The organism is Streptococcus sp. CF7_Ac1-12 (genome assembly GCF_024295905.1).
GTDB classification, from domain to species: Bacteria; Bacillota; Bacilli; order Lactobacillales; family Streptococcaceae; genus Streptococcus; species Streptococcus mitis_AP.
The window spans coordinates 151,429-176,521 of the sequence record NZ_JANCPG010000001.1 but is presented as its reverse complement, the minus strand read 5'-3'; the positions used below and the strand labels follow the sequence as shown (position 1 = coordinate 176,521).

Sequence of the window (25,093 nt, the reverse complement as noted above, 5' to 3'; positions counted from 1 at the left end):
GTTATTCTCCTACAACTTTGATATTTTGAATGTAGACATTTACAGTCTGAGCGGTAATTCCAAGTTGGTTTTCCAAACTAAATCGAACACGCTCTTGAATGTTTTTTGACACTTCGCTAATCTTTGTTCCGTAGCTCAACACGGTATATACATCAACTGCAATACTGCCATCTTCGGCCGCTTTTACGACGACACCTTTGGAATAATTTTCCTTACCTAGAAGGGCTTGGAAATTATCTTTGAGGGCATTTTTACTAGCCATACCGACCACACCAAAAATTTCAGTTGCTGCTCCACCTACGACGGTTGCAATCACTTCATCTGTTAGTTCGATTTGACCATCTTTTGTATTAATTTTTACAGTCATCCTTTTTACCTCAACTAGTTGATACTCTATTTTATCATATTTCAGCCCAAGTGTAAAAGCAGAATACTGTATCAGCGGATATTTACTCTATTTTTCAAATGATTTTATATCTACAGTAAAAGAAAAAAGACCCTAAGGTCTCCTTACTTTTATTATTAAACGCGTTCAACTTTACCTGATTTCAAAGCACGAGCTGAAGCCCAAACTTTTTTAGGTTTACCATCGATAAGAACAGTAACTTTTTGAAGGTTTGGTTTTACGGCACGTTTTGTTTGGTTCATCGCGTGTGAACGGTTGTTTCCTGATACAGTCTTACGACCTGTAAAGTAACATACTTTAGCCATTTGTGTTTTCCTCCTATTAGATCTAATATAGCGGATGTGCTAGCACCACATACTGTACTATGTTATCACACTTTCTTCATTTTTGCAAGGGAATTGGAAGATTTTTTTATTTAACGTAGACAATTCCCAACTTCCCAAAGGCCACATCTCCACGGATAATCAAGGTTTTGCTGGTTGGCGCTAGAGGAGTATCTGCCTTGGCTACGCCACAGAAAGTTTCTACCTTTAAATCAACTCCCCAATGTTGAGGAACATAGATAACTGCATTGCCAAAACCAACTTCCACTTTCAGGGTTGCGCTATCTCCCAACATCTCTGCATTGTCATAATATATCTTGGCATTTCCAAAACCAACTTCTACTTGGTCGTCTACCAATTCTTGATTTTGCTTGTAGAAAGTCCCAGTCCCAAAAGCAACTTCCTTATCTGTAAGAATGGTCTTTTTACCATCATACCACCATTTTTTCCCATTCCAAGTTCTGTTAGAATGAGTGAGTGCGCTGACACCCATTACGATTAAAATACTTGCCCAGAACAATGACTGATTGGGAATTGGTAAAATGCCATAAAAGTGGTTAGCAATCATTAAGGCTACTAGAGCTGTAAAAGAGGCTGAAGTTAAGTGACGACGCAACAAAGCTCCAACTGATTGATAGGCAAAAAATGCAATACCAAGCAAGGGCCAAATTTGCCCACCGAATGAAGGGATTCCAAAATTTCCTTGTAATAATATTAAAGCTGCCAATACTAGCAATACAATACCAAATGCTTTCTTTTTCATCTTCTTACCTCATGTTTCTTAGATTTTCTTTTAGGAGGGATTGGTAATGCCGTGAGACATGAACCTCCTTGTGGGTTTGATAAAAGGAAATGGTGCCCGTTCCTGAAAAGGACTTGTCAACCGAGTAAACTTGCCGAATATTAGCAATGGTCGACTTGGATACTCGACTGAAATAACGGGGCAGGATAGACTCTAACTCATAGAGTTTAAGTCGAACCTCGTAGGCATCTTTCTGGGTATGGGCGTAAATCTTGTTCCCCTCTGTTTCAAAGAAAAGAATTTCCGACAAGTCCAGATAATATTCACCCGTCCCCTTGTAAAAAATCAACCGAGGAGACTTGGATTCTTGCAAGAGGCGCTGTAAATCCGCAATCTCATCTGTCAAAGCCGCTGCCTTGATGACAATTTCAGTTTCCTCTAAATTGCTGTCAATTTCGATTCGTAACTTCATTCCATCTCCTTTCTGACTCTACTATATCAAAGCCAAAATAAGAAAACAAGAGCAAAAAAGCAAGTGGTTACTTTAGACCCGTAAGTGGTTGTAGGACCACCTTAACTTACAATTCAAAATAGAAAGAAAAGCATACCCCACGCAAGGCCACAAATATAAGCAACCACTACATCCTTGGGATAATGCACTCCCCCTAAGACTCTTACTAGACCGAGGAAAGCTGACAAGACCAACAAGATAACCCCTACAGATAAACTAGCATGTAAGCAAGCCATGGAGATAATGGTTGCTGAAAAGACATGACGACTGGGCATTGACTGACCAGGACTATCTCTGTCAAGCAAGGGTTTAATAGTCCATTCCTCATAAGGCCTAGGGGCATTGATTTTCTTACGAAGAAAGGACAAAATCACAAAACCTGACGCTGGAATAAACAAATAGATTCCGACCTGTTTCCCAAGTCCTTGTTGGAGATAGGTAGTTGCTAACAAGGTTAGATAAATCATAGGCATAACTGCCGTCATGAACCGATTGAAAGTTCTTAACAAGCTCAGAAGAAAGGGCCTATTTTCAATGTTACCAGCAATGTGGTCATACCATTCTTGATAATTTTTCATATATTTTCTCATCACTTACTCAAATTTTACTTATAGGGAAGCACTTGTCTTCTAGTATAGTGCAGAAAAAGAAGGCCGTCAAGCCTTCTTTGGGTTTATTCTTCTGCTTCGTCTTCTGTAAATTGACTGTTGTAGAGGTCAGCGTAGAAACCAGCTTGCGCCATCAGCTCATCATGATTTCCTTGCTCGATGATATTACCATTCTTCATAACAAGAATCAAATCAGCATTTCGGACGGTAGACAAGCGGTGAGCGATGACAAAGGAAGTTCTTCCCTCCATCAAACGATCCATGGCTTTCTGAATCAATTCCTCTGTACGGGTATCAACAGAAGAAGTCGCCTCATCTAGGATTAGGAGTGGCGCATCTTTCAGCAAAGCACGAGCGATAGTCAAGAGTTGTTTTTGTCCGACAGACAAGGTCACTGTATCATCCAAGACGGTATCGTAACCATCTGGTAGTGTCATGATAAAGTGGTGAATCCCTACAGCCTTGCTGGCTTCAATCACGCGCTCATCACTAATCCCCTCTTGGTTATAGATAAGATTGTCGCGAATGGTTCCTTCAAAGAGCCAAGTATCCTGCAAGACCATTGAAAAGGCATCGTGTACTTCCGAACGCTTCATATCCTTGGTATCCACACCATCGATACGGATACTTCCCTTATCAATCTCATAGAACTTCATCAAAAGATTGACAATAGTTGTCTTACCAGCCCCAGTCGGTCCGACAATGGCAACCTTTTGACCTGCATGAGCCGTCGCAGAAAAATCGTGGATGATAGTCCGATCAAGTGTATAACCAAAGGAGACTCGATCAAAGACTACTTGACCTTTCATATCGCTCAATTGTCTTTCTTTATGGGATTCGTCTTCCATTTCCTCTTCAGCTAGGAATTCGAAGACGCGTCCCATGGCTGCACTAGCCTGCTGAAGACTAGTAATCCCTTGGGCAATTTGTGAAAGAGGCTGAGAAAAGATACGAACATAGGCCATAAATGCAACGATAATCCCGATACTGATGTGCCCATTTAAGGCTAAGGCTGCACCAACGATAATCACCAAGGCATAGCTAAAGTTCCCAATAAACATCATAATCGGCATCATAATCCCTGAAATAAACTGAGATTTCCAGATACTATCATACAGACGATGGTTTAATGTCGCAAATTCTTCTTTCGTACTTTCGATGGCATTATAACTGGTCACCACATTATGGCCAGAGTACATTTCCTCCACATAGCCATTGACAGCTGCCAAATCTTGTTGCTGACTCTTAAAGAAGCCCTGGGATTTGCCCATAAAGACGGACACGAAAACAAAACCAATAAGGGTTGAAACAACCGTCACCAAGGCTAAAATCCAGTTCATCCCAAACATGGTTACCAAGACTGCCACGACCAGTAAACTAGATGAAAGAACTGTTCCCAGACTTTGATTGAGGGACTGGGCTGCAGTGTCAACGTCATTGGTTACACGAGACAAAGTATCCCCCTGAGAGTGCCCATCAAAATATCCCAATGGTAGGCTATTGATTTTCTCTGCAATCGCTCTTCTCAAACGCTCTGAAAAACGTTGAATAGCTGTTGTAAACAGAAAGGCCTGCAAATAATTTGATAGGAGTCCAATCACATAGATCACGGCCAAAAAACCACCAATAGCTGCAACCGCCGCGACATCCACACTTGTTGCCAGGCCACTGGCAATGATATTGGTCATTTCCTTGATGCGGGTTGGACCATATACAGTAATGATATTGGATAAGATTGTTGCTAGAAAGGCGATTAGAAGGGCAAACTGGAGGCCTGCAAGATAGGGTTTACTCTGTTTCCAGAGAGACATTTTCTTATTTTCCATGTTCCAATTCCTCCTTCGATAGTTGTGAATAAGCAATTTCTTGGTAAACTTCATTGCTTGCTAGAAGTTCCTTGTGGGTACCTTGTCCCACGACTTTTCCTTGATCCAAGACCAAAATCAAATCTGCATCCATAATCGTTGAGATGCGCTGTGCGACAATGAGCTTGGTCATAGACTTAGTTTTTTCAGCTAAATCTTGACGTAAAACTCGGTCTGTCTTGTAGTCCAAGGCTGAGAAGGAGTCATCAAAAATAAGGATCTCTGGCTTCCGAGCCAAGGCACGCGCAATGGCCAGACGCTGTCTTTGGCCACCTGAGAAATTGGTTCCTCCTTGGGCCACTTCTGACGCCAATCCTGCTTCCTTGTCTTCGATAAAGTTCTTAGACTGGGCCAACTCCAAAGCCTGCCACATGGCCTGCTCACTAAGCGGTGTTTCTTGACTCTGTCCAAAGTCTAAATTGTCCTTGACATTACCTGAAAAGAGAACCGCTTTCTGAGGAATATAACCAATCTTGTTGCGCAAATCTTCTAAGGCATAGTCTTGAACATTGACACCGTCTACCAGAATTTCTCCTGCTGATACATCGTAAAAACGTGGAATCAGATTGACCAGAGTTGATTTACCAGAACCTGTTGACCCAATAAAGGCCACTGTTTGACCCTCTTCTGCCTTGAAGCTAACATGTTCAATAACCGCCTCCGAATTTGCCGCATAACGGAAGGTCACATCCTTAAATTCGACCTGACCTTTGAGGTTTTCATCAGCCTGCTGGACTTGGGCAGGATTTTGGATAGAGGAATACAAATCTAGAACTTGATTAATCCGCTTAGCAGAGACCATGGTTCGGGGAAGAACAATGAAGAGTGCTCCCATGAGAAGGAAGCCCATGACAACCTGCATGGCATAAGACATGAAAACAACCATGTCACTAAAGAGAGGCAGACGCGCTGATGGAGCAGCATCGTTGATTACATAGGCCCCAATCCAGTAAATCGCCACACTTAAACCACTTGAAATCCCCATCATGATGGGATTTAGAATGGCCATAAGACGGTTGACAAACAAATTCAAACGTGTCAGCTCATCATTTGCTGCAGCAAATTTTTTATTTTGGTAGTCCTCTGCATTGTAGGCACGAACAACACGAATACCTGCTAAGCTTTCACGAGTGATACTGTTCAATTTATCAGTCAGACTTTGAATCAAGGACTGTTTTGGAAAGGCTAGCGTCATCAAAACTGTTGTCATCAAAACATTGACAATCACTGCCACAAGCACAGCCCAGAGCCAGTATTCTGAATGACCTAAAATCTTCCCGATAGCCCAGATAGCCATAATCGGACCACGCGTAACTACTTGCAAGCCCATGGTAATCAACATCTGAACCTGAGTAATGTCATTGGTGGTACGAGTTAGGAGACTGGGAATAGAGAATTTCTTAATCTCTGTCTGCGAGTAATCCAAAACTCGGTTAAAAATATCACTTCTCAGCCTACTAGTATAAGAAGCGGCCACTCTGGACGCAAAAAATCCAACTGCAACTGCGGATAAGAAGGCTAGAAAGGACATTCCCACCATCATACCTGCTGGTTGCCATAACTCATCTAAATTAGTTCCTTGACTACCTAGCAAATCCGTAATTTTTGAGATATAGGTTGGCACTTCCAACTCTAGATAGACCGAAAAGCAAGTAAAGAGAATGGCTAGTAAAATCATCCCCCATTCTTTTCTACTAATTCGTTTGGCTAATTTCTTCATTCTCTCCTCCTATTCCCTTGATATTTTCCTGTAGTTGACCGAGAACTTTCTCAAAAATCAGTAATTCATCTTCATCAATGCCTTCCATCAACTGCTTGTCTATTCGTTCAAAAAAGGCCTTAATCTCTTGCATTTGAGAACGCGATTTGTCTGTCAGACGAACAAACTTAGCCCGCTTATCGCTAGGACTCACCTCCAATTCCACCAAACCATTTTGCACCATACGCTTAACTAGATTACTAGCAACAGACTTGCTAATATTGAGTTCCTTCTCAATATCTTTAATCAAGACCAAGTCTTGGTTTTCCCCACGGCTATCCAAAAAACGCAACACCTGACCTTGCGGTCCACCCATAAACTCAATACCACAACGTTTGGCTTCCTTTTGTACCATCAAATGAATCTGGTGACCAAAACGCTTAAAGACTAACATCGGTTTATCCATGATTGCTCCTTTCTAACCCTTGTATTTAGTTCTCTTAGGAACTAAATAAGTTTTCGTGAGAACTATTTTACCACTTTGAGGAGGGATGTCAAGAAAAAAGTTTCCTAGAGAACTATTTTAGTTTAAATTGACATTAGGCAATATCTTTTATATAATAAGCACTTACTACTGTGGATAGAAATCCATTCACTCAATGAAGGGAGAAAACTTTCAAATGAAACCAGAAGAACAAAGAGTTTTAGGAATCTTAGCAACCATTTTTGGAGCCATCGCACTTTTAGGATCCTGGATCCCGTTTATTAACTATCTATCGTTGTTCATCGGCATCGTCGCATTTATCTTGGGGATTATCGGCCTTATCATCAACATCAAAAAACGGAAAACAATGGCTATTATCGGAACAGCCCTGGCAGTTGCCTCTGTTATACTTTTCTTTACGACTCAGGTACTATACGCTGATGTCTACAAAGAGTATGCCAAGGAGTTTAACCGTTCCTACAGAGATACGAGTACATCAATGGAACGCGAAGAAAAAAGCGGCTTGACAGACGATACCTTCGCCTGGACCCAAGAACAGTTCGACGCCTTAATCGAAGGTGACCTTGACAACAAAGGAAAAGGTGGTACCAACTACGAGGATATTATCAACAAACACGGAAAGCCAGATTCCGAGTTTGACTTCGCTCTTGGGGGTTACGATACGAAAAAAATCACCTATATCTCCATTGGAGACAAGATCAAGACTGTTACCTTAACTTTTGCAAAACAGGACAATGGAGAGCTCTTGCTCGTCCAAAAACATGCAGTCGGTCTAGGACTAGAAAAAAGCAAGCAACAAAACGATTCTGAAACCTGAGTCTAAGTTCAAATATCAAAAAAACGAACAGCTAGTAAAACTGTTCGTTTTTCTATTAGAATCCATCTACGTTCGTATAAATCTTTTGGACGTCTTCGTCGTCTTCAAGAACGCTGTAAAGTTTTTCAAAGGTTTCAAGGTCATCGCCTGACAATTCCACTTCTGATTGAGGAATCATTTCCAATTCAGTCACTTGGAATTCTTGGATACCTGATTCACGCAAAGCAACGATAGCCTTATGAAGGTCAGTTGGAGCTGTGTAAACTGTGATTGTACCTTCTTCTGCTTCTACATCGTCCACATCCACATCTGCTTCTAGCAATTGCTCAAAGACTGCATCCGCATCTTCACCTGCAAATACGATAACACCCTTGTTGTCGAAGAGGTAAGAAACAGAACCTGAAGCACCCATGTTTCCACCATTTTTACCAAAAGCTGCACGAACATTGGCTGCTGTACGGTTAACGTTAGAAGTCAAAGTATCAACAATCAGCATAGAACCATTTGGTCCAAATCCTTCGTAACGTCCTTCTGTAAAGGTTTCGTCTGTATTTCCTTTTGCTTTATCAATCGCTTTATCGATAACGTGTTTTGGCACTTGGGCTTGTTTAGCACGGTCGATAACGAATTTCAAAGCAGTGTTTGATTCTGGGTCTGGATCACCTTTTTTAGCTGCTACATAGATTTCTACACCAAATTTTGCATATACTTTAGAGTTAGCTCCATCTTTAGCCGTTTTCTTGGCTACGATATTGGCCCATTTACGTCCCATTAGGAATCTCCTTTTTTCACATTTTAATCTTTCTTATTATAACACAAGTTTTTTCGATTTTCACTAGAGGAAATGGATTTTATTTAGCAAATCAAGCTAGGATGGTACTTTTGTTGCCAAGATTTCCTTGCCTTCTTTTATCAAGGGGTGACGAAACAGTGAGAAATAAAGTTGGATAGTCATGGCAACCCAGATAAGGGGTTCGCAAAGGATAACTCCCTTATATCCTGCCCAAGGAATAATCAAGACCACAAAAGCGATTTTTCCGATTAGTTCTATAAAGCTAGAAACCAGAGGAAGGACTTTTTGCCCCAAGCCCTGCAAGCAATTACGATAAATCAGTAAGAGACTCAAAATAGGATAAAAGGCTGAACTGATTTGCAGATAGAGACTTCCATTTTCTACCAAGTAGCTATCCGTCGAACTAGCCAAGAAGGAAACCAAGGCTGGACTGGCAAAAAAGAGGAAGACACAAACAAAAATTGCCCAGGACATACTTAAACGACTGCCGATTCGAATACCTTGAACAATGCGGTCTGGGCGCTTAGCTCCTAGATTCTGAGAAGCAAAGATCGTCATTGATGCAGAAATAGCGGTCATAGGAAGAAGGGCGAAGGCCATAATGCGTCGAGCCGCCGTCTGGGCGCTAATAATTACTGCACCAAAGGTATTAACTGAAGACTGTAAAATCACACTGCCGATGGACACAATTGAACTCATCAAACCCATAGCCAAACCTTGCTCCAAGAGATCCGCGTACAAGGCCTTGTCCCATTTAAAATGTTTCAGCTGAGGTAGAAGTTCTGGAACACTCTTGCGAATATAGTAAAAACAGAGAACCGCTGATAAGCCTTGCGAAATAATGGTAGCAAGTCCCGCAGATTGAACTCCCAGTTGCAGTTGCGTAATAAAATAGAGATCCAGAACCACATTAACCAAGGCAGAGAAAATCAGAAATCCAAGCGCTGCTAGACTGTCCCCAATGGACCGCAACAAACCTGCAAAAAGATTATAGGCAAAGCTGACACCTACACAGGTCACAATCATAGAAATATATTGATAGGACTGAGAAAGAATTTCAGCAGGGGTATCTAGGTACTGTAAAAGAGGATACAAACCAAGAAATCCCAGCAACATAACCACAATACTCAAAAGAGCGCCTAAAATCCAGGTAGCTGCTACCGCTTCTTTAATTTTAGTGAAATTCCGAGCCCCATAATAGCGAGCAATGACAATCCCCATCCCATTGCCAACACCAAGAGTAAAACCTACAATCAGGTCAAAAATGGCCGTTGTAGCCCCTACTGCCGCCAAGGATTCTTGACCAAGAAAACGCCCAACAATCAAGACATCAGCAGTATTATAGAGCTGTTGAAAAATATTGGACAGCAAGATTGGGAAGGCAAAACTCAAGAGAGAAGGAAGAATCGGACCATGAATCAGGTCCACTGTTCGTTTTTTATTCATAAGGCTATTATATCAGCTTTCGAAAGGAGCGACAAGAAACAGCAAACTATGCGTGAGCTAAAAACCAGAGCAAAGCAACGAAAAAGCAGTGGATTTCTCCACTACTTTGACAGCTTATTCTTCAATTTCGATTTCAAGTTCATCGCCTAGATCAAGTGTGACTTCTTCATTCACAGAGTCTGCTTGAACTGCTTCATCTTTTTTAGTCTCAACACCTTCTACAGAAGCTTCTTCTCCATCAACCAAACCAAATTGAACACGGACTTGATGGTCAATCTCATCAAAGACTTCTGGGTGATCTGCCAAGTATTTCTTAGCATTTTCAGAACCTTGCCCGATTTTCTCATCCTTGTAAGAGTACCAAGCTCCTGCTTTTTTGATGATATCCAAATCGCTTGCGATTTTCAAAAGCTCACCAGTCTTAGAAATCCCTTCTCCGTACATGATTTCAACGAAAGCTTCCTTAAATGGTGGAGCCACCTTGTTTTTCACGACCTTGATTTTAGTTTCCTTACCGACATTGGTATCTTTTTGGTCACCAGTTCCCTTGATTTGTGTACTTCCACGAACATCCAAACGGACTGATGCGTAGAATTTCAGAGCACGTCCACCAGGAGTTGTTTCTGGATTTCCAAACATGACCCCAACTTTTTCACGCAATTGGTTGATAAAGATGGCAATAGTTTTGGTTTTATTGATAGAAGCACCAAGTTTACGCATGGCCTGGCTCATCATACGGGCCTGCAAACCAACGTGGCTATCTCCGATATCTCCATCAATTTCCGCACGAGGTACAAGTGCCGCAACTGAGTCAACTACGACAAGGTCAACTGCACCTGAGTCAATCAATTTTCCTGCAATCTCAAGACCTTGCTCTCCTGAGTCTGGTTGTGACAAGAGCAATTCGTCAATGTTGACCCCAAGGGCCGCAGCATAAGCTGGATCGAGAGCATGTTCCGCATCGATAAAGGCTGCAATACCACCTTCTTTTTGCGCTTGCGCAACTGCATGAAGGGCAACTGTTGTCTTACCAGATGACTCTGGCCCATAGATTTCGATGATACGCCCCTTAGGATAACCACCTGAACCAAGGGCAATGTCGAGAGCTAAAGAACCTGAACTCATCACTTGCACCTTTTGCTCTGCACGTTCACCCAAACGCATGATTGAACCTTTACCAAAGTCTTTCTCAATCAATTTAAGAGCGTCATTCAAGGCTTTTTCACGTTCTGCCCCGAATTTTTTTGAAATTTCATCTAATTTTTTTGGTTTTTTCGCCATTCTATTCTCCTACATTCTAATGGTCCTCAGACCTATCTACTATTATATCAAAAGTTAGTCACTTAATAAAGCCTTGCGAACTAGGTTAAAGGCATGCATAACCGCAATATGACGTACATCTGCTCGACTTCTGCCTCCAATATTGACCTTGATGACCTCAGTTCCATGCTCTTGAGCCAAGCCTATGAAGACTGTCCCAGCTGGGTGCCCTTCTAGGCTATCTGGTCCTGCCACTCCAGTCAAACTAAGGCCAAAATCAGACTGGGTCTTGCTTCGTGCCTGCTCAGCCATCTTTTGAGCTGTAAATTCAGACACTACACCATGTTCTTCCAAATCCTTGACAGGAATATCCAACATCTTTGATTTTTCCTCCAAGCTATAGGTCACAAAACCACCCTTAAATATACTGGAAGCACCCGAAAAATCCGCCACGGTAGCTTGGAAAAGCCCTGCCGTTAAACTCTCGGCTGCAGTGATGGTTTTCCCTTGTTTTTTCAGTTCTTCTACCACAATGCTGGCCAAGCTGGACTCTTCCCCATACCCATAACAAAGGTCTCGTAAAGGAAGGCCTTCAAAAGTCTGACGATTTAAGATTTGATTTTCCAAGTTATTCAACGCTTGATTCACCTCTTCTTGACTGCTAGCTTTTGTTGACAGACGCAGAGTTACCTCTCCTGTTTTGGCATAAGGTGCCAAGGTCGGATCTGTTTGATTATCAATCAAATCAGCTAAAATCGTCACCAGCTGACTTTCGCCAATTCCAAAGAAACGAAGAACTCGGGAATACAGCTTGCTCCCTGTCATCAACTTGGGTAGAAGTTGGTTTAAGACCATCGGTTTCAATTCACTTGGCGGACCTGGAAGGACGACATAGGTCACTCCATCGACTTCCAATATTCCTCCCACAGCCAACCCTGTTTCGTTTGGCAGTGGAGTCGCTCCTTCTACAAGTTGGGCTTGTCTTTCGTTATTCGGTGTTCGGGCATAGTCTGGTCTCTGGGCAAAAAAGACATCCAACTTCTCCTGCGCCTGAGGGTCAAAGACTAATTCTTTCCCTAAAAATTTAGCTAGAGTTTGTTTGGTCAAATCGTCCTCAGTCGGCCCCAAACCACCTGTCAAAATCACCAGACTGCTACGTTGACTGGCAATCTCAAGCAAAGACAAGAGACGAGTTTCATTGTCTCCTACAGCCGTCTGAAAATATACATCTACCCCAATCTCTGCTAGTTTTTCCGACAAAAACTGAGCATTGGTATTGACAATCTGTCCTGTCAAAATCTCTGTTCCAACAGCAATGATTTCTGCTTTCATGTTTCCTCCTACCTATCTATTCGTATTTTTTTGAAAAAATCGCAGGAAATTTCCCACGATTGATTTTTTATTTTTATCAACAAATGAACTATTCCACTTCATTTGTTACAAAGACACCTTGTTCTTGATTATCCCCATTAGCAACAGGCACCCGTCCAAACAAATCTTCAAATAAAACAACATTTGTTTCAAGCTGAGTGACTTCTTCTTGCCCCAAAGAACGTCGCAATATATTCTGCATTTCCAACATATGCTCTCTCGAAACAATCTGGTAAGAAATACCTTGCAACATCTCTCCCTCACCCTTCAGCTGTTGTGATTCAATGGTTTTAAATGAATCTTTATAGCCCAACAAGTCCGGAATACTTTTTGCAGATAAATCAATATTAGTCTGCATATTGGTACTTAGAGCCTTCAAGATAGACTGATAGTGACTAACACTATTCAAGCTAAGAACTTTTTCAACAACTTTTTGAATGACTTCACGCTGACGCTTCTGACGTCCGTAGTCTCCTTCTGGGTCTTGATAACGCATGCGTGAATAAACAAGCGCTTCTTCTCCATTTATTGTTTGTTCCCCAACGCCAATAGAAATGGTGTTGAATTCTTCTTGGTCACTGATAGAAATCGGGAAACCTAGCGTGTTATTGACGGTAATGCCACCTACTGCATCGACTAATTGCTGCAAGCCTTGCATGTTGACCATAATATAGCGGTCAATATGGATATTCATCATCTTTTGAATAGTTGAAATAGCTAATTCTGCTCCACCACCAGCATAAGCTGCATTAAGTTTCGCTTCTTCAATACTACCATCTTTATGTTGAATTTTAGTCAGGATATCACGCTCCAAACTCAACATCATGGTCTTCTTAGTATGTGGATTGACAGTCAAGAGAATCATGGAATCACTATTTCCAGCCCACTGATCCGTACGTTCCACATTCCCAGTATCAACTCCCATCAACAGAATAGTCATGGGTTCAGTTGCTTCAATAACCTTGGTTTCTTCCCCAATTTTTTTATATGTTTTTGATAAAGTTTGTGTGCCTTGCTGATAAATGGTATAAGCAAAGACACCCACACCCAAAACTGTCACAGCTAGAAAAGCTAGCACCATCCCAATAATTTTTTTAACCATATTTCTACTAATCTATCAGTCTACCCATCAGGTAAACATCGATAAAGTCCCCTTCTTCTATGTACGCACCGCGCTCTTGTCTACCTTCAATTACAAAACCATGCTTTTGATATAGATGAACTGCAGCTTGATTACGAGTTTGAACAGTTAATTGAAGCCTACGAAGAATACCACTAGCCTGCGCCCATTCTACGACTTCTTCAAGCAAGAAACTTCCCAGCCCATTATTCCAATGTTTCTTACCAATCACAATAAAGAGGTCTCCAATATGACGAACTCTCTTACGTTGATCAGCTGTGACATTTACAAGGCCAGCAATTTCATCATTCAGTAAGGCAAGTAAAGTAATTTGATTTTCTGAGTGAGCCTGTTTATCCAAAAACAACTCCATCTCAGTATCTGTCAATAGAATACCTTCCCTGTCCAGACTAGTAAAGTCTGTCTCCAAACTCACACGATTTAAAAACGTCACTAATTCAGCTGCATCTTCAACTTCTGCTTCCCTAATGAGCAATTCATACTCCATGTTGAAGCTCCTCTAAGAGTTCTTCTGCACGCAAACCCTTGGCTTTGAAGTTTAATCTGCGACCGTCTTCTTCTTTTAGAATTTCCAATTCTAAATAGGTATCTGGTAAGGCATCATCTAAAAGATGTCCCCACTCGATGACAGTCACGCCGCCACCAAAGAGAAACTCATCTAAATCGATAGAATCAGCATCCCCCTCTATACGATAAACATCTAAATGATAAAGAGGAAGACGACCTTCATACTCTCTCACAATAGTATAGGTTGGACTCTTAATCATCTGAGTAATCTGTAAACCTTTAGCAAGACCTTTTGTAAAGGTCGTTTTGCCTGCTCCAAGTTCACCAGTTAGAATTAAGACATCATTCTTTTCTAATAAACAGCCCAAACGTTCACCTAAAGACTGTAACTCTTCTTCGTTTTTAGTGTACATGTTTCTATTATACCAAAAAGTTGTCCTTTGTCGAGATATTATCTATAAAATTCCATATTATAAATTGTAAAACTTGGACCTTCACTTCTTTTATATTTAAAATAGAAACAGCAAGAAGACAACTAACAAGATATCCCTCATCAGGTGGCTATAAAATGAAACTTCCCAGCGAATAACTTTTGGTACTAACAGTCCCAGAAACAGCATTCCCAAGGCAATATAAAAGGTCATGGATAATAGCATCCAAGGATTCCTGAGAAAGATTAAAATAGCTAATCCACTAATAAAACACATTTCCTTCTTACCCAAAATCTTTTTCAATCCATTTACATACTTCTGAATCGGTAAAAAGACTAGCAAATCAATACCAAATAAGAAAAAGAAACTCGGTAGAAAGGATTCCACAAACCCTTCTACGGATGTATTTCCTGTAAGGATATGTTCTATAGCAATTAAGGCTAAACCCAAAATATTTACTAAGAGCAGTAAGCTATACAAGAATTGTTGCTTATCTTCTTTAAAAAACGAATAATGTTGATTTCCTTGCCCTCTATAATAGTTTAGCCCTGCACCAATACTGGCAAGAAGCAACATGCCAACTAAATAATAGAAGCAGTTTTGATTTAACACCAAGGACCAAGTCGATAAACTTAAACAAGAACAGCTACTGATACCAAAAATCGTAAACAATAACAAAACTCGAATTTGCTTTTTCATTTTTTCCATCATTCTTCCTCCCTTACTTGCTCTTATTATAGGCTAGAAATCCTCACCATTGCTAGAATATTTCTCAACTGTCAGTTTTCTACTCTAAAATGCAAAAAAGTTTGATGCAGGTAACCCTTACATCAAACTTTTACTATTTTTCTTCAAACCAAAGAGCAATTTCTCGCTTAGCTGACTCTTCTGAATCTGAACCATGTACAACATTTTGAATAGCTTGGTTTTCACCAGCCGCTTTTGCAAAATCACCTCGAATCGTTCCTGGTAAAGCTTCTTCTGGACGAGTTGCTCCCATCATGGTCCGCCAAGTTTCGATTACTTTAGGACCAGAAATGATGCCTACAAGGATTGGTCCTGAAGTCATAAATTCACGAATCGGTGGGTAAAAGCTTTGACCAACCAAGTCCTGATAGTGCTGATCAATCAACTCTTCTGAAACCTTTGTACGCAACTCCAATTTTTCGATTGTAAATCCACGTTGTTCAATGCGTTTCAACACCTCACCCACTAGCCCTCTTTTTACACCGTCTGGTTTAATAATAAAAAATGTTTGTTCCATACCCGTCTCCTTTGTCAGCTTCTTTCTTTTATTTTACCATATTTCATGGAAAAAATGGAGAAAGTTTTCAGAAAAGAGAAAGAGAACCCGAAGGCTCTCTCATCTGCTTTTATTCTACTGTTTCTTCCACAGTTTCAACGGCAGTATCCACAACTACTTCTGTTGTTTCTTCATTTCCTTCTTCCTCTACTGGAGGATTAAGATATTCTTCTTCGTTGATAGCATGTGGTTCAAGGTTACGGTAACGAGCCATACCAGTACCTGCTGGGATGATCTTACCGATGATAACATTTTCTTTAAGTCCAAGGAGATGGTCTTTCTTACCGCGGATAGCCGCATCTGTAAGGACACGAGTTGTTTCCTGGAAGGAAGCCGCTGACAAGAAACTATTTGTTTCAAGTGAGGCTTTGGTAATTCCCATAAGGACTGGACGACCTGTCGCTGGAACTCCACCTGCGATAAGGACATCTTTGTTAGCATCTGTAAAGTCATTGATATCCATGAGAGTACCCATGAGAAGATCTGTGTCACCTGGATCCATAACACGCACTTTACGGATCATTTGACGTACCATTACCTCGATGTGTTTGTCACCGATTTCTACCCCTTGGCTACGGTAAACTTTTTGTACTTCACCAAGAAGGTACGTTTCAACTGACAAGACATCACGAACTGCAAGGAGACGTTTTGGTTGGATAGAACCTTCTGTAAGAGCAGCACCACGCGCTACTTGGTCCCCAACTTCGACACGCATACGAGCTGTAAATGGTACGACGTATTCACCTTCGCCAGTTTCGCCCTTAACAAAGACTTTCTTAGTACGAGTTGAGGCATCTTCTTCGATAGCAGTAACTTGTCCTTTAACCTCTGTGATAACCGCTTCCCCTTTAGGATTGCGGGCTTCAAAGATTTCTTGGACACGAGGAAGACCCTGAGTGATATCGGTATTTGAGGCAACCCCACCCGTGTGGAAGGTACGCATTGTAAGCTGTGTACCAGGTTCCCCGATAGATTGGGCAGCGATTGTACCAACTGCTTCACCAACTTCAACCGCATCACCAGTCGCCAAGTTGATACCATAACAGTGACGGCAGACACCGTGACGAGTGTTACATGTAAATACAGAGCGGATAGTCACTTCTTCCACACCAGCATTAACAATTTCACGCGCCTTGTCTTCTGTAATCAATTCATTTGGACCAATGATAACTGCACCAGTTTCTGGATGTTTAACAGTTTTCTTAGTGTAGCGACCATTGAGACGCTCTTCGAGAGACTCAATCATCTCTTTTCCTTCTGCGATAGAGCGGATCAAGAGACCACGGTCTGTTCCACAGTCGTCCTCACGAATGATAACGTCTTGGGCAACGTCAACCAAACGACGAGTCAAGTAACCTGAGTCAGCTGTCTTAAGGGCCGTATCGGTCATACCTTTACGCGCACCGTGAGTTGAGAAGAACATTTCCAATACCGACAAACCTTCGCGGAAGTTTGAAAGGATTGGCAATTCCATGATACGTCCGTTCGGAGCCGCCATCAGACCACGCATACCGGCAAGCTGTGAGAAGTTTGAGATGTTACCACGGGCTCCAGAGTCCATCATCATAACGATTGGGTTCTTAGGATCTTGGTTGGCAATCAAACGTTTCTCTAGTTTTTCACGGGCAGCACGCCATTCAGCTGTAACAGCATTGTAACGCTCGTCGTCTGTGATCATACCACGACGGAATTGTTTTGTGATTTGTTCTACACGTTTGTGTGATTCTTCAATGATTTCAGCCTTGTCATCAACGACTGGGATATCGGCAATACCCACTGTCAATCCTGCAAGAGTTGAGTGGTGGTAACCGAGGTTCTTCATGCGGTCAAGTAGGGCAGAAGTTTCTGTCGTACGGAAACGTTTGAAGATTTCAGCGATGATATTTCCAAGGTTTTTCTTCTTGAATGGAGGGTTGAGTTCAAGTTTGCTGATCGCTTCCTTGATGTCTCCACCAAGTGGCAAGAAGTATTTAGAAGGAACGCCTTCTGTCAAGTTGGCATTGTTTGGTTCTTGCAAGTATGGTAGACCCTCTGGCATGATGTCGTTGAAGAGGATTTTACCAACTGTTGTAAGCAAGACCTTATGTTTTTGCTCTTCTGTCCATGGTTTGTTAAGACTGTCTGTTGCGATACCAACACGTGAGTGGAGGTGAACATAACCATTGCGGTAAGCCATAACAGCTTCGTCACGGTCTTTGAAGACCATTCCTTCACCTTCACGACCAGCTTCTTCCATAGTCAAGTAGTAGTTACCCAAAACCATGTCCTGAGATGGAGTAACAACTGGTTTACCATCTTTCGGATTCAAGATGTGCTCAGCAGCTAGCATGAGGATACGAGCTTCTGCTTGGGCTTCTTCTGAAAGCGGTACGTGGATGGCCATTTGGTCCCCGTCAAAGTCGGCATTGTAGGCTTCACAGACAAGTGGGTGCAAGCGAAGAGCCTTACCATCAATCAAGACTGGCTCGAAGGCTTGGATACCCAAACGGTGAAGGGTCGGTGCGCGGTTAAGAAGTACTGGGTGTTCTTTAATCACTTCTTCAAGGATATCCCAGATACGCTCATCTCCACGTTCCACCAAGCGTTTAGCTGCTTTGACGTTTTGCACGATATCACGGGCAACGATTTCACGCATCACGAATGGTTTAAAGAGCTCGATCGCCATTTCACGTGGCACACCACATTGGTACATCTTAAGAGTTGGACCAACGGCGATAACGGAACGTCCTGAGAAGTCAACACGTTTACCGAGCAAGTTTTGACGGAAGCGTCCTTGTTTACCTTTAAGCATGTGACTCAATGATTTAAGTGGACGGCTACCTGGTCCTGTGATTGGACGACCACGACGACCATTGTCAATCAAAGCGTCAACCGCTTCTTGAAGCATACGCTTCTCATTTTGAACGATGATACCTGGTGCATTCAACTCAAGCAAGCGAGCCAAACGGTTGTTACGGTTGATAACACGGCGGTAAAGGTCGTTCAAGTCAGATGAGGCAAAACGGCCACCATCCAACTGCAACATTGGACGAAGATCTGGTGGAATAACCGGAAGGATGTTAAGAATCATCCATTCAGGTTTGTTTCCAGACTTGTAAAAGGCATCCAAAACATCCAAACGACGGATGGCTTTGACACGTTTTTGTCCAGTCGCTGTTTTCAACTCTTCTTTGAGTTCAGCAATTTCTTTTTCAAGATCTACTTGTTTCAATAAGTCTTGGATGGCTTCGGCACCCATTTTGGCAACGAATGATCCATAACCATACTCACGCAATCGCTCACGGTATTCGCGCTCTGTCATGATAGACTTGTGCTCAAGTGGTGTATCCTTAGGATCAATCACCACATAAGCCGCAAAGTAAATAACTTCCTCGAGGGCACGAGGGCTCATATCAAGGGTCAAGCCCATACGGCTTGGAATTCCCTTGAAGTACCAGATATGAGATACAGGAGCTTTCAACTCGATGTGCCCCATGCGCTCACGACGAACTTTCGTACGCGTTACTTCAACCCCACAGCGGTCACAAACAATTCCTCTGTAACGAATGCGTTTGTACTTCCCACAAGCACATTCCCAGTCTTTTGTAGGACCAAAGATAACTTCATCAAAGAGTCCCTCACGTTCTGGTTTCAAGGTACGGTAATTGATTGTTTCAGGTTTTTTGACTTCTCCATAAGACCATGAACGGACTTTACTTGGAGAAGCTAGGGTGATTTGCATACTTTTAAAACGATTTACATCAACCACTATTTCTTCCCTTTCTATTCTAAGTGAACTGCTTATTCTTGTTCAGCAGCTTCTTCTGTTGCTTCCGCTTTCGTTGCTTTCTCAGCTTCTTCAGCTTCAAAGGCTGCTTTAGCCTCTTGTGCTGCTTTTTCGCGGGCTTTTTCAAGGTCATCTACGTGGATGACATCTTCGTCCATTCCTTCATCCAAGTCACGAAGTTCCACTTCTTGGTCATCTTCGTCAAGGACACGCATGTCAAGACCAAGAGATTGCAATTCTTTGACAAGAACTCGGAAGGATTCTGGAACACCTGGTTTTGGAATTGGTTTTCCTTTTGTAATAGCTTCATAAGCTTTCAAACGTCCGTTAATATCGTCAGACTTGTAAGTCAAGATTTCTTGAAGGACATTTGAGGCACCGTAGGCTTCAAGAGCCCAAACCTCCATCTCACCGAAACGTTGTCCACCAAACTGAGCTTTACCTCCGAGTGGTTGTTGGGTAACGGTTGAGTAAGGTCCGACTGAACGCGCGTGCAATTTATCATCAACCATGTGGTGGAGTTTGATCATGTACATGACTCCGACAGAAACACGGTTATCAAATGGTTCACCCGTACGTCCATCGTAAAGGATCGTTTTGGCATCGCTATCCATACCAGCTTCTTTAACAGTTGACCAAAGGTCTTCAGAACTTGCTCCGTCAAAGACTGGTGTTGCGATGTGGATACCAAGAGTACGAGCCGCCATACCAAGGTGGAGCTCCATAACCTGACCGATATTCATACGTGATGGCACCCCAAGTGGGTTCAACATGATGTCGACTGGAGTTCCGTCTGGAAGGTAAGGCATGTCTTCTACAGGAACGATACGAGAGACAACCCCTTTGTTTCCGTGACGTCCGGCCATCTTATCTCCGACCTTAATCTTACGTTTTTGAGCGATGTAGACGCGAACCAGCATATTAACACCTGATTGCAATTCATCTCCATTTGCACGTGTAAAGATCTTAACATCACGAACGACACCATCGGCACCGTGTGGTACACGAAGAGAAGTATCACGCACTTCACGAGATTTATCTCCGAAGATAGCGTGCAAGAGACGTTCTTCAGCTGAAAGGTCTTTCTCACCCTTAGGTGTTACTTTACCTACAAGGATATCACCTTCTTTAACCTCAGCACCGATACGGATAATACCCATTTCGTCAAGGTCTTTAAGGGCATCTTCCCCAACGTTTGGAATTTCGCGAGTGATTTCTTCAGGCCCAAGCTTTGTATCGCGCGTTTCTGATTCGTATTCTTCAAGGTGAACAGATGTGTAGACATCGTCTTTAACCAAGCGTTCGCTCATGATAACGGCATCCTCGAAGTTGTAACCTTCCCAAGTCATGTAGGCAACGATTGGGTTTTGTCCAAGCGCCATTTCTCCATTTTCCATAGAAGGCCCGTCAGCGATGAAATCACCTTTTTCAACGACATCACCAACTTTAACAAGCGTACGTTGGTTGTAGGCAGTACCTGAGTTTGAACGACGGAATTTTTGAATATGGTAAACGTCTAATGAACCATCCTCACGACGAACTTCTACCTTGTCAGCATCTGCATAAGTAACTTTACCATCATACTGAGCAATCACAGCAGCTCCTGAATCGTGGGCTGCTTGGTATTCCATACCAGTACCAACGTAAGGTGCTTTAGGGTTAATCAACGGCACAGCCTGACGTTGCATGTTGGCTCCCATGAGGGCACGGTTGGAGTCATCGTTTTCCAAGAAAGGAATACATGCTGTCGCAACGGCAACTACCTGTTTTGGTGATACGTCCATGTAGTCAACAACATTAGCTGGATACTCTTGGTTGACCCCTTGATGACGTCCCATGACAACTTTCTCAGCAAATGTTCCATCTTCATTCAGACGAGAATTAGCCTGTGCTACAGTAAATTCATCTTCTTCATCAGCTGTCAACCAAACGATTTCATTTGTGACAACACCTGTTTCACGGTCAACCTTACGGTATGGTGTTTGAACAAAACCATATTTGTTCAAGTGTCCGTAAGATGACAAGTTATTAATCAAACCGATGTTAGGTCCTTCAGGTGTCTCGATTGGACACATACGACCGTAGTGAGTGTAGTGCACGTCACGCACTTCATATCCAGCACGGTCACGTGTCAAACCACCAGGTCCTAAGGCTGACAAACGGCGTTTGTGAGACAACTCAGAAAGTGGGTTGTGTTGGTCCATAAACTGTGACAACTGTGATGAACCAAAGAATTCTTTAACTGCAGCTGTTACAGGACGGATGTTGATGATTTGTTGTGGTGTCAAGACTTCGTTGTCCTGGACAGACATACGTTCACGGACATTACGTTCCATACGAGAAAGTCCAAGACGTACTTGGTTGGCAAGCAATTCACCAACCGCACGGATACGACGGTTCCCAAGGTGGTCGATATCATCTACACGGCCAAGTCCTTCAGCCAAGTTGAGGAAGTAGCTCATCTCAGCAAGGATATCTGCAGGAGTGACGATACGAACCTTGTCATCTGGATTAGCATTACCGATGATCGTTACAACACGGTCTGGATCAGTTGGTGCAACAACCTTGAATTTTTGAAGAACAACTGGCTCAGTCACAACGGCTGCATCATTTGGAATGTAAACAATCTTGTTCAAGTCGCCATCCAAATGACTTTCAATACTTTCAATCACGCTACGAGTCATGATTGTACCAGCTTCTACCAAGATTTCCCCAGTTTCAGGATCTACCAATGGCTCAGCAATGGTTTGGTTGAGTAAACGTGTTTTAACATTGAGTTTTTTATTGATTTTGTAACGACCGACAGCTGCCAAGTCATAACGACGTGGGTCAAAGAAACGAGCTACAAGCAAGCTACGTGAGCTTTCAGCAGTCTTAGGCTCACCTGGACGAAGGCGTTCGTAAATTTCTTTCAAGGCTTCGTCTGTACGAGAGTCCATTGGGTTCTTGTGGATATCTTTTTCAACAGTATTACGAACCAATTCGCTGTCACCAAAGATATCAAAGATTTCATCATCACCTGAGAAACCAAGAGCACGAACCAAGGTCGTAAATGGAATCTTACGAGTACGGTCAATACGAGTGTAGGCGATATCTTTTGAGTCGCTTTCAAGTTCCAACCAAGCTCCACGGTTAGGGATAACCGTTGAACCGTAGCCCACTTTACCGTTTTTATCTACTTTGTCGTTAAAGTAAACACCTGGTGAGCGGACCAACTGAGATACGATGATACGTTCACCACCATTGATGATGAAAGTACCCATTTCTGTCATGATTGGGAAATCACCAAAGAAAACTTCTTGGGTCTTGATTTCGCCTGTTTCTTTATTGATCAAGCGGAAGGTTACAAAAATTGGTGCTGAGTAGCTAGCATCGTGGATACGAGCTTCTTCTAGCGTATATTTTGGTTCCTTGATTTCATATCCAACGAATTCCAACTCCATTGTGTCTGTGAAGTTTGAAATTGGCAATACATCTTCAAACACTTCCTTAAGACCATGGTCTAGGAAAGCTTTGAATGAATCAGTTTGAATTTCAATCAAATTTGGTAAGTCAAGAACTTCTTTGATTCTTGAAAAACTACGACGGGTACGATGTTTCCCGTATTGAACGTCATGTCCTGCCAAGATGATTCTCCTTTGTAAATAAGTTCCAAGCCTTGTCAATCAGGCTTTTCTAATCGTCATATGGTTTTAAAAACCCCTATCACCGTGTCCTCTTGATAAATTTTCAGAATCTTTAAGTCTTTGTTACAAGTACTCAAAATCCTGAAAAAAAGCACAAAAAGAGCAGCTAAATCTGACTTTTTCAGAAGATTTAACTGCTGTGAGCCTTGTCTGGACAATATTTCAGACAAAACCTACGACAAATGATTACTTACATTATACCCTATTTAGCTAGATTTTTCAAGGGGATTAACGATTTTTTGACAAAATCTTTTCCTATAAAAAATTAAATTCAACTTTCACTTTCCAAACTTCATTTTTAGTTTAATTACTCAATACAAAATATAGTAAATTACGATTTTCTTATTTTATCTTAGGCTGTTTTTCTTGACTTTACTAGGCTTTTCTTTTAATATATATGTATAAATATATAGGGAGATTTGTGATGAATATCTTGCTTTCTAAGACTGAACAAGATTTGCTATTCTTGCTGGAGGAATTAACCAAACACCATGATTGGATAGAAATTCCAGACTTGGCTAAGAAGCTGAATTTTTCAATAGAAGAATTGCAAGAACACCTTTTTAAGCTTGAACAATTATTTCCAAACCTCCTGCTTCAATCAAGCAAAAAAGGCATTCAATTGCAGTTTGACTTCCAAAACGCCTTGGATCCCAGGACTGCGATTTTTAAACAATCTGACACCTACTCCTTTTTGAACCAGTTGTTTTTCAATGAGGGACAATCACTCGAGCAAATGTGTCAAGAACTTGTAATGAGTTGCGAACGAGTTCAGGAAATCATCCAGCATCTAAATACTAAACTTCCACAACACTATAGCGTCAACATCCAACCTTCCCCTTTAGTCATGGAGGGAGAAGAAGAGGACATTCGCGCCTTTTATCTAGACTACTTTAGCCAAAGTTACAGTTTTCTGGATTGGCCCTTTCCTTCTATTTCTGAAGAGGCACTCACTCACTTGATTCAGCTATTTTTGAACGCCCAACAAGTTTCACCCAACCTCAGTAGCTTACGGCAAATCAAATATACCCTAGCTATCAATCTAGAGCGGTTTAATAAAAGTCACTTCATTGAAAATCCTACTCCCCTTTTAACCAGTCACTACAGTTCTCTCATGCAAATTACGCAGTTTGAAGAAAATATTAAGAAGATGGCTAAAAAACTCTGCTTTGAACCGACAATGGAAACACTGGAACAGCTATTTTCAAACCCAATCAAATCTCTTCAAATTGCAAACAATCCTAACAACGGAGCACTGGGTAATATTCATCATATCCAAAAATCCTACCGTTTATTGAGTCAAATCTTAGAAGAGTTAGCTAAAGAATTTCACCTACAGATTGAAAATCGTGAGGAATTGATTTGGCTCCTCCACTACACTGCCCAATCTGATTTCTTTCATTTACTCAGTAACCAGTCTCTCGACAGACAGAAATCCCGGATTTTAAGCAATTATCAAGCAGAATTTCCAAAACTATTTGAAGTAAGTCAACACAAATTCCAATATTATTTGACTGAGATGGGGCTAAACAGTAAGTCAAGTAAGCTACAAGAGATGATCTACACCTTCACCATCCAAGGGCATCGGATTTTAGTCCAACTGCTTCAAAAACTTCCAAAAATACGTGTTTTGGTCATTAGTCATCTGGATAGCCATCATGCACAAAGTCTAATCGATACCCTAACTCACTACGGCAACAATCTCTATCTATTTGATTCTTGGGAAGAATCTACGATTTCTTTCTCAGTTCTCAATCAAATCCCTCACGATATTATTATCACTACCTTTCCTGTCACCAACTCTCCAAAATCACTTATCTACAGTCGTAACTTCTCTACTTCAGAATTATTCTACCACCTCCACCTTCTGGCTTCTCAAATTCATAAAGAAAGACTATCTTAATCGTAACAGA

The 25,093-nt window shown here is 41.8% G+C and carries 21 protein-coding genes; 2 read left to right on the top strand and 19 right to left on the bottom strand.

Features of this window, described 5'->3' with window-relative positions; all coding sequences use genetic code 11:
- Position 1 precedes the first annotated feature (1 nt).
- The 8 genes from NMM17_RS00925 to NMM17_RS00890 form a co-directional block, all read right to left on the bottom strand.
- Positions 2-367, bottom strand: coding sequence for an Asp23/Gls24 family envelope stress response protein (locus tag NMM17_RS00925; RefSeq protein WP_000216437.1), 366 nt, complete (start codon positions 365-367; stop codon positions 2-4).
- 155 nt (positions 368-522) lie between these two features.
- Positions 523-711, bottom strand: a complete 189-nt coding sequence (gene rpmB / locus NMM17_RS00920) for a 50S ribosomal protein L28 (protein ID WP_001140948.1) — start codon at positions 709-711, stop codon at positions 523-525.
- 106 nt (positions 712-817) lie between these two features.
- Positions 818-1,492, bottom strand: coding sequence for a hypothetical protein (locus tag NMM17_RS00915; RefSeq protein ID WP_254753661.1), 675 nt, complete (start codon positions 1,490-1,492; stop codon positions 818-820).
- A gap of 4 nt (positions 1,493-1,496) precedes the next feature.
- Complete coding sequence (locus NMM17_RS00910) at positions 1,497-1,943, bottom strand: LytTR family DNA-binding domain-containing protein (RefSeq protein WP_020901878.1); 447 nt, start codon at positions 1,941-1,943, stop codon at positions 1,497-1,499.
- Positions 1,944-2,056: 113 nt separating this feature from the next.
- Positions 2,057-2,560, bottom strand: coding sequence for a phosphatase PAP2 family protein (locus NMM17_RS00905; RefSeq protein WP_254753660.1), 504 nt, complete (start codon positions 2,558-2,560; stop codon positions 2,057-2,059).
- A gap of 95 nt (positions 2,561-2,655) precedes the next feature.
- Positions 2,656-4,416 carry an ABC transporter ATP-binding protein gene (locus NMM17_RS00900; protein ID WP_254753659.1) on the bottom strand — a complete coding sequence of 587 codons (1,761 nt, stop codon included), beginning with the start codon at positions 4,414-4,416 and terminating at the stop codon, positions 2,656-2,658.
- Positions 4,406-6,175, bottom strand: coding sequence for an ABC transporter ATP-binding protein (locus NMM17_RS00895; protein ID WP_254753658.1), 1,770 nt, complete (start codon positions 6,173-6,175; stop codon positions 4,406-4,408). The genes NMM17_RS00900 and NMM17_RS00895 overlap by 11 nt, the downstream gene beginning before the upstream one ends.
- Positions 6,150-6,620, bottom strand: coding sequence for a MarR family winged helix-turn-helix transcriptional regulator (locus NMM17_RS00890; protein WP_254753657.1), 471 nt, complete (start codon positions 6,618-6,620; stop codon positions 6,150-6,152). The genes NMM17_RS00895 and NMM17_RS00890 overlap by 26 nt, the downstream gene beginning before the upstream one ends.
- Before the next feature lie 214 nt (positions 6,621-6,834).
- Here NMM17_RS00890 and NMM17_RS00885 point away from each other — a divergent pair, with 214 nt between their 5' ends.
- Complete coding sequence (locus NMM17_RS00885) at positions 6,835-7,476, top strand: CD20-like domain-containing protein (RefSeq protein ID WP_254753656.1); 642 nt, start codon at positions 6,835-6,837, stop codon at positions 7,474-7,476.
- Positions 7,477-7,531: 55 nt separating this feature from the next.
- Here the strand turns inward: NMM17_RS00885 and NMM17_RS00880 are convergent, their stop codons facing one another.
- The 11 genes from NMM17_RS00880 to rpoB all read right to left on the bottom strand — a co-directional run bounded on the left by NMM17_RS00880 (position 7,532) and on the right by rpoB (position 23,120).
- Complete coding sequence (locus tag NMM17_RS00880; RefSeq protein WP_084945619.1) at positions 7,532-8,248, bottom strand: YebC/PmpR family DNA-binding transcriptional regulator; 717 nt, start codon at positions 8,246-8,248, stop codon at positions 7,532-7,534.
- 96 nt (positions 8,249-8,344) lie between these two features.
- Entirely contained in the window at positions 8,345-9,715 is a 1,371-nt protein-coding gene (locus tag NMM17_RS00875) for an MATE family efflux transporter (protein WP_254753655.1), read from the bottom strand.
- A 114-nt stretch (positions 9,716-9,829) separates the two neighbouring features.
- Positions 9,830-10,996, bottom strand: a complete 1,167-nt coding sequence (recA, locus tag NMM17_RS00870; protein WP_001085453.1) for a recombinase RecA — start codon at positions 10,994-10,996, stop codon at positions 9,830-9,832.
- 54 nt (positions 10,997-11,050) lie between these two features.
- Complete coding sequence (locus NMM17_RS00865) at positions 11,051-12,307, bottom strand: competence/damage-inducible protein A (RefSeq protein WP_254753654.1); 1,257 nt, start codon at positions 12,305-12,307, stop codon at positions 11,051-11,053.
- Positions 12,308-12,395: 88 nt separating this feature from the next.
- On the bottom strand, positions 12,396-13,448 hold the full coding sequence (locus tag NMM17_RS00860; protein WP_254753653.1) for an LCP family protein: 1,053 nt from the start codon (positions 13,446-13,448) through the stop codon (positions 12,396-12,398).
- Positions 13,449-13,455: 7 nt separating this feature from the next.
- Positions 13,456-13,974 (bottom strand): GNAT family N-acetyltransferase, encoded by a 519-nt coding sequence (locus NMM17_RS00855; protein WP_254753652.1) that lies wholly within the window; start codon positions 13,972-13,974, stop codon positions 13,456-13,458.
- Positions 13,964-14,407, bottom strand: coding sequence for a tRNA (adenosine(37)-N6)-threonylcarbamoyltransferase complex ATPase subunit type 1 TsaE (tsaE, locus tag NMM17_RS00850; RefSeq protein ID WP_254753651.1), 444 nt, complete (start codon positions 14,405-14,407; stop codon positions 13,964-13,966). Before tsaE ends, NMM17_RS00855 begins: the two co-directional genes overlap by 11 nt.
- 96 nt (positions 14,408-14,503) lie before the next feature.
- Positions 14,504-15,136, bottom strand: coding sequence for a competence protein (locus tag NMM17_RS00845; RefSeq protein ID WP_239668513.1), 633 nt, complete (start codon positions 15,134-15,136; stop codon positions 14,504-14,506).
- A 130-nt stretch (positions 15,137-15,266) separates the two neighbouring features.
- Positions 15,267-15,689, bottom strand: coding sequence for a nucleoside-diphosphate kinase (gene ndk, locus NMM17_RS00840; protein ID WP_049550563.1), 423 nt, complete (start codon positions 15,687-15,689; stop codon positions 15,267-15,269).
- A 109-nt stretch (positions 15,690-15,798) separates the two neighbouring features.
- Positions 15,799-19,476 carry a DNA-directed RNA polymerase subunit beta' gene (gene rpoC, locus NMM17_RS00835; protein WP_049550564.1) on the bottom strand — a complete coding sequence of 1,226 codons (3,678 nt, stop codon included), beginning with the start codon at positions 19,474-19,476 and terminating at the stop codon, positions 15,799-15,801.
- 32 nt (positions 19,477-19,508) lie between these two features.
- Positions 19,509-23,120 carry a DNA-directed RNA polymerase subunit beta gene (gene rpoB, locus NMM17_RS00830; RefSeq protein ID WP_125410865.1) on the bottom strand — a complete coding sequence of 1,204 codons (3,612 nt, stop codon included), beginning with the start codon at positions 23,118-23,120 and terminating at the stop codon, positions 19,509-19,511.
- 484 nt (positions 23,121-23,604) lie between these two features.
- On the opposite strand from rpoB, the gene NMM17_RS00825 reads away from it, so the two are divergent.
- Positions 23,605-25,083 (top strand): M protein trans-acting positive regulator PRD domain-containing protein, encoded by a 1,479-nt coding sequence (locus NMM17_RS00825; RefSeq protein WP_254753650.1) that lies wholly within the window; start codon positions 23,605-23,607, stop codon positions 25,081-25,083.
- The last annotated feature ends 10 nt before the right edge of the window (positions 25,084-25,093 follow it).